This window comes from Proteiniclasticum sediminis, from assembly GCF_018128025.1.
Lineage (GTDB): Bacteria > Bacillota > Clostridia > Clostridiales > Clostridiaceae > Proteiniclasticum > Proteiniclasticum sediminis.
The window spans coordinates 1-5428 of record NZ_JAGSCS010000033.1 but is presented as its reverse complement, the minus strand read 5'-3'; the positions used below and the strand labels follow the sequence as shown (position 1 = coordinate 5428).

6 protein-coding genes are annotated in these 5428 nt (G+C 52.3%); all 6 read left to right on the top strand.

The features are described 5' to 3' along the window. A partial coding sequence (locus KCG48_RS14075) for a DUF4315 family protein (protein ID WP_211802818.1) occupies positions 1–252 on the top strand: 252 nt, incomplete at its 5' end. Positions 253–385: 133 nt separating this feature from the next. After that, positions 386–964, top strand: coding sequence for a CD1107 family mobile element protein (locus tag KCG48_RS14070; protein ID WP_230977155.1), 579 nt, complete (start codon positions 386–388; stop codon positions 962–964). Continuing rightward, on the top strand, positions 961–1155 hold the full coding sequence (locus KCG48_RS14065; protein WP_089608980.1) for a hypothetical protein: 195 nt from the start codon (positions 961–963) through the stop codon (positions 1153–1155). The genes KCG48_RS14070 and KCG48_RS14065 overlap by 4 nt, the downstream gene beginning before the upstream one ends. Beyond that, entirely contained in the window at positions 1152–3293 is a 2142-nt protein-coding gene (locus tag KCG48_RS14060; RefSeq protein WP_211802816.1) for a DNA topoisomerase 3, read from the top strand. Before KCG48_RS14065 ends, KCG48_RS14060 begins: the two co-directional genes overlap by 4 nt. Continuing rightward, positions 3290–3469: a hypothetical protein gene (locus KCG48_RS14055; protein WP_211802815.1), complete on the top strand. Its 180-nt coding sequence runs from the start codon at positions 3290–3292 to the stop codon at positions 3467–3469. The genes KCG48_RS14060 and KCG48_RS14055 overlap by 4 nt, the downstream gene beginning before the upstream one ends. Beyond that, a partial coding sequence (gene radC, locus KCG48_RS14050) for a RadC family protein (RefSeq protein WP_211802814.1) occupies positions 3462–5428 on the top strand: 1967 nt, incomplete at its 3' end. The genes KCG48_RS14055 and radC, both read left to right, overlap by 8 nt.

Below are 5428 nucleotides of genomic sequence, written 5' to 3'. Positions count from 1 at the left end.
ATGAATCCAAAGATCCAAAAACTGACGGAGGAGATCGATAAGATCACCCATCGAATTAAAAGCCTCGAAGCCAGACTCATCGAGCTTAAGGCACAAAAAGACGAGCTGGAGAAGACCGAGATCGTGGAAATGGTCCGCAGTGTCTCCGCGACTCCGGAAGAGCTGGCCGCATTCATCAGGGCGTTTCGCGAAACAGGCGGAGCGCCCGATTATTTTAAAACACAGGAGGATAACACCAATGAAAATGAGTAAAAAATGGCCTCGTGCTTCAGCCCTACTGCTGGTCATGCTGCTTTGCATTTCCATTCTTTCAGTCCCGGCCTATGCTCAGACCGATGAATCCAAGGCGATCACTGCAAGCTCTGATCCGATAGAGGAAGCTCTGATGCCGACTGCCGAGCCCGCAGCCTCGGAGCCCGTCAAAGAAACTGAACCGGAAGCAGCTGTGCCCCTGACTCCGGAAGGCAATCTGACCATTGTGGATGACCTGGAAGGCGAACAGACCGAGGACAAGCAGTTCATTACGGTCAAGACCAAAGCGGGCAACACCTTTTATCTGATTATCGACCGGGCCGGCAAGGAAAATAACGTCTACTTTCTGAACCTGGTGGATGAAGCAGACCTCAGAGCCCTGATGGAGGAAGACGGCACCCTGGAGCCACTGCCGGGTGAAGGTGCCGTTCCAACCGTTCCCGAGCCGGAACCCGAACCTACACCGGAGCCAGAAACGGAAGTCGAGGAACCCGTACCTGCAAAAATCATGAATCCTTTACCGATCGTCGTGGTCCTTCTGATTCTTCTGGGCGGCGGCGGACTGTGGTACTTCAAGCTGAGAAAGCCCAAGCCAAGCGTCAAGGGAAGCAGCCATCTGGATGAGTACAGCTTTGATGATGACGACTATGAAGAAAAACTGCTAGTTGAAGAGGATCAGGAAGCTTTCGAATCGGAGCGTGATGACGAATGACGCATTTTACGGACAGTCCCTTTGAACGACTGATGAAGCAAAAGCCCCGGCAGCGGCAGGAGAAGCTCTCTCCTGTCTTGCCCAAGACCCATCCCTGCCATGGCTGCAGCTACCTGCAGGGAAACTGCTGTACTGGTGTCTGTTACCGTGAGCTGATCCTCCCCCACAAGAAAAGGAAGGTGGACAAATGAGACTGGTGATCGCAGAAAAACCAAGTGTGGCCCAGTCTATTGCCTCTGTGCTGGGAGCAAACAACCGAAAGGACGGCTATCTGGAAGGAACGGATGTCCTGGTTTCCTGGTGCGTCGGCCATCTTGTGGAACTCTCACCGGCAGATGTCTACGACGAGCGCTTTGGCAAATGGCGCTTCGAGGATCTGCCGATCCTTCCGGAGCCATGGAAATACCAGATACCCAAGGACAAGCAAAAGCAATTCAAAATCCTGAAAAGCCTGCTGGGTGAAGCCCGAGTGACGGAGATCATCTGCGCCACGGATGCCGGACGTGAAGGGGAACTGATCTTCCGTCTGGTCTATCGCCAGGCGGGATGTCAGAAACCGGTGAAGCGCCTATGGATTAGCTCCATGGAGGATCAGGCCATCAGCGAAGGTTTCAAGAAACTAAAGCCCAGCCAGGAATATGATCCGCTTTATCAATCTGCCCTCTGCCGGGCGCAGGCGGATTGGCTGGTTGGAATCAACGCAACGAGACTCTTTTCCGTTTTGTATCGTCAGACCCTCAACGTTGGCCGCGTCATGTCTCCCACGCTGTCCATGATCGTGGACCGGTGGTCCGCGATTCAAGATTTCAGATCCGAGCCATTCTACACCGTTGTGCTGAAGCTACCCGGCTTTGAATCATCCGGTGAAAAGCTGAAGATCAAGGCCGAGGCTGAAAAACTCCTGGCTCAATGCCAGAGGAAATCCGCCACAGTCACTGAAGTAAGGACCCAGGAGAAAACCGAAAAACCGCCCAAACTTTATGATCTGACCACCCTGCAGCGGGAAGCCAACCGGCTTCTTGGGTATACCGCCCAGCAAACGCTGGATTATGCCCAAAGCCTCTATGAAAAAAAGCTCATCACTTATCCCAGAACCGACAGCCGCTATCTGACGGCTGACATGGCGCAGTCTACTGCAGGCGTCCTTCAGTCAGCGCTTTCCCTTTTGCCGGAGAATATGACGAAGGGATATTCGACGGATTTAAAGCTGCTGCTGGATGATTCCAAGGTCAGCGACCATCACGCCATCGTCCCGACCCATGCTCTAAATGGAAAAATGTTGGAGAGTCTTCCCAAGGGAGAACAGGAGCTTTTAAAGCTTCTGGCCATACGCCTCATCACAGCCGCCGGAGAAGTTCATCGGTATTCGGAAACGACGGTCGCACTGGACTGCTCCGGCCAACGTTTCACTGCCAAGGGAAAGACGATCCTGCAGTCCGGCTGGAAGTCTGTAGATGAGTATTATCGCAGCACGATTACCACTCGAAAAACGGAAAAGAAAGCAGAAACCCCGCTGCCCAGACTGGAAAAGGACCAGCGCTTTGATTCGGTCTCCGTCCGGCTGGATGAGGGAAAAACCACTCCACCCAAGCCATTTACCGAGGATACGCTGCTCTCCGCCATGGAGAATGCTGGCCTGGAGGATCTGCCCGAGGATGCTGAACGTAAAGGCCTGGGGACTCCGGCCACAAGAGCAGGCATCCTGGAAAAGTTGATCAAGACTGAGCTGGTGGAGCGCCGAGGTGATAAAAAGCTCAAGACCCTGCAGCCCACCCATAAGGGAGTTGCTTTGGCCACGATCCTGCCGGAGCAGATCAAATCCCCTCAGATGACGGCGGAATGGGAGGAAAAGCTGAAGCGCATTGAAAAGGGTCAGCTCTCACCTGAAATCTTCATGACGGAGATTTCTCAGCATATGAAAGATCTGGTCAGAACCTATCGGGCGGTCTCTGAAACCCCCGGTGAGCTGGCCTTGAATTCGGAAAGCATCGGTTCCTGCCCGCGCTGCCGGGAGCAGGTGCTGGAAGGGGAACGTCGCTTTTTCTGCCAGAACAAGACCTGTACATTCGCTCTGTGGAAGGACAACCGTTTCTTCAAGGACAAGAAAAAAACACTGACTCGTGAGATAGCTGCTGCTCTTCTGCAGGATGGCAGTATTCAGATGAAAAACCTTTATTCCCCCAAGACGCAAAAGACCTACGATGCCCGAATCATCATGGAGGATACCGGCGGCAAGTACGTCAATTTCAGGTTGGAATTCACGCCTGGTGAAACCAAGGATAAGCACAAAACATCGACAAAATCCAAGGAAAGGATGGAAAAATCATGAATGTCAAAGAACGGATCAGGGCTCTCCTCGGTATTGAGGTGAGCACGGATAATCTGCTAGAGCTCTGGGAGAATCCAGAGAAATATGTATCAACACCGGAAGATGCTGACAAACTGGGAGATCTGTTTCTCTTAGTTGAGATGATGGCCGAGCTGGAGGTGGATAGCGATGAATAACACGGATGAACTTCGCTATGTCCAGGCCTTTGCCCGCATCATCGGCGTCCAGGAGGATGACGCGCTGGAATACGCTCAGAGAAAGGGCATCAGCGCTTTGGTGGAGAACGCCACACAGCTTTTGAGCACACCTGCACAGCGGGAAAAGCATCAGGCCTTTCTGGATCTTTACCGCATGAGCAGCAGCATCAAGACGAAAAATCCAGTCATTAATTCACCGGATGCTGCAGCGGCCTTCTTTCGCTCGGTGATGGATCAGGTCCATGACAAGGAAGCCTTTGTTGTGGCATTTCTTAATACCAAGAACCGCGTCATCGATCACGAGGTCGTATCCCTGGGGACCATCAACAGCTCCATCGTCCATCCCAGGGAAGTCTTCCGAAATGCCATCGTCAATAAGGCTAATGCCGTGATCCTTTGTCATAATCACCCATCTGGTGATCTGACGCCAAGCTCCGAAGACCTCACCGTGACGAGAAGGCTGAAGGAAACGGGCAATCTTCTAGGCATCCAGGTGCTGGATCACCTGATCATCAATGGGATCAATCAGCAGGATCATTACTCCTTCCAAGCCCACGGCGTGCTGGAAGCACCCGCTGCTTATGGCCAAAAAGAAACGGTCAGGGAATCGTCGGCTCAGGCGGCACCCGGAAAAAACAATAAGGATGGGCTTAAGGAAATCACGGACAAGCTGGAACAAGGCATCCGTGATTTTTTCAGTGGTGACAAATACCAGGACTACCTGCGCACCATGTCAAGGTTCCATCATTATTCCCTGAACAATACGATCCTCATCGCCATGCAAAAACCAGATGCCACACTAGTGGCTGGATATAATCGCTGGCAGGATCAGTTCCAGCGCAATGTCCTGAAGGGTGAAAAAGGCATCCGCATCATTGCCCCAGCCCCTGTCAAAACGAAAAAGGAAGTTGAAAAGCTTGATCCTGTTACTCAGAAACCCCTGCGGGATGTCACTGGCAAGACACTGACGGAGGAAGTGGAGATCAAGATCCCCCGTTTCCGGGTCGTCTCTGTCTTTGATGTCTCCCAGACAGACGGGAAGCCCCTTCCCCAGCTGGCGAGTACTTTGACGGGCGATGTCAAGCAATATGATGTCTTCATGGAGGCTCTGAAGCGATCCTCCCCGGTTCCCATCTTCTTTGAAGCCATGCCATCCAGCACCGACGGCTATTTCAGCCAGGGCAGACAAAAGATCGCCATTCGGGATGACATGAGCGAGATCCAGACGGTCTCTGCGGCCATCCATGAGATCGCCCACGCCAAGCTGCATAATTTAAAGCCTGACCAGGCTAAAGATCATGGAGAAGCTGGCAAAGCACCGGAAAAACCCAAGGATCGGAGAACCGAAGAAGTGGAGGCAGAAAGTGTTTCCTTTGCAGTATGCGCCTATTATGGCATTGCAACCGACGAAAACAGCTTTGGTTACATCGCTGCCTGGAGCAAGGACAAGGATCTGCCCGAGTTGAAGGCTTCCTTGGAGACCATCAGCAAGACCTCAGCCCTGCTCATCGATGACATCGACCGCCATTTTAAGGAAATCACCCGGGAGCGCGAGATCACTGCAGCAGATATCGGTCAGCTGGACGAAAGGACGGGGACTGATGAGAATCCTTCTCCTCGCCTGCAGGAGGTGGAATTCCTCACAGGTCCCGATGACACCTACGCCATCTACCAACTGAAAAACGACGAAAATCTGCGTAACCATCAGTTCGAGAGCCTGCATCACCTGGAAAAACTTGGTCTGACTGTGGACTATAAGAATTATGACCTAACCTATACCGGACATTTTGAGGCAGCTGCTGACACCAATGGGACGTTGAATGGCATCTATGAAAAATTTAATGAGGACTACCCTAAGGACTTCACCGGGCATAGCCTATCCATGAGCGATGTCATCGTCTTGAAGCAACACGGTGACTACACGGCTCATTATGTGGA

Coding starts and splice junctions, on each gene's coding strand:
- KCG48_RS14070 (WP_230977155.1), top strand. CDS start 386: ATGCCGACTGCCGAGCCCGCAGCCTCGGAGCCCGTCAAAGAAACTGAA.
- KCG48_RS14065 (WP_089608980.1), top strand. CDS start 961: ATGACGCATTTTACGGACAGTCCCTTTGAACGACTGATGAAGCAAAAG.
- KCG48_RS14060 (WP_211802816.1), top strand. CDS start 1,152: ATGAGACTGGTGATCGCAGAAAAACCAAGTGTGGCCCAGTCTATTGCC.
- KCG48_RS14055 (WP_211802815.1), top strand. CDS start 3,290: ATGAATGTCAAAGAACGGATCAGGGCTCTCCTCGGTATTGAGGTGAGC.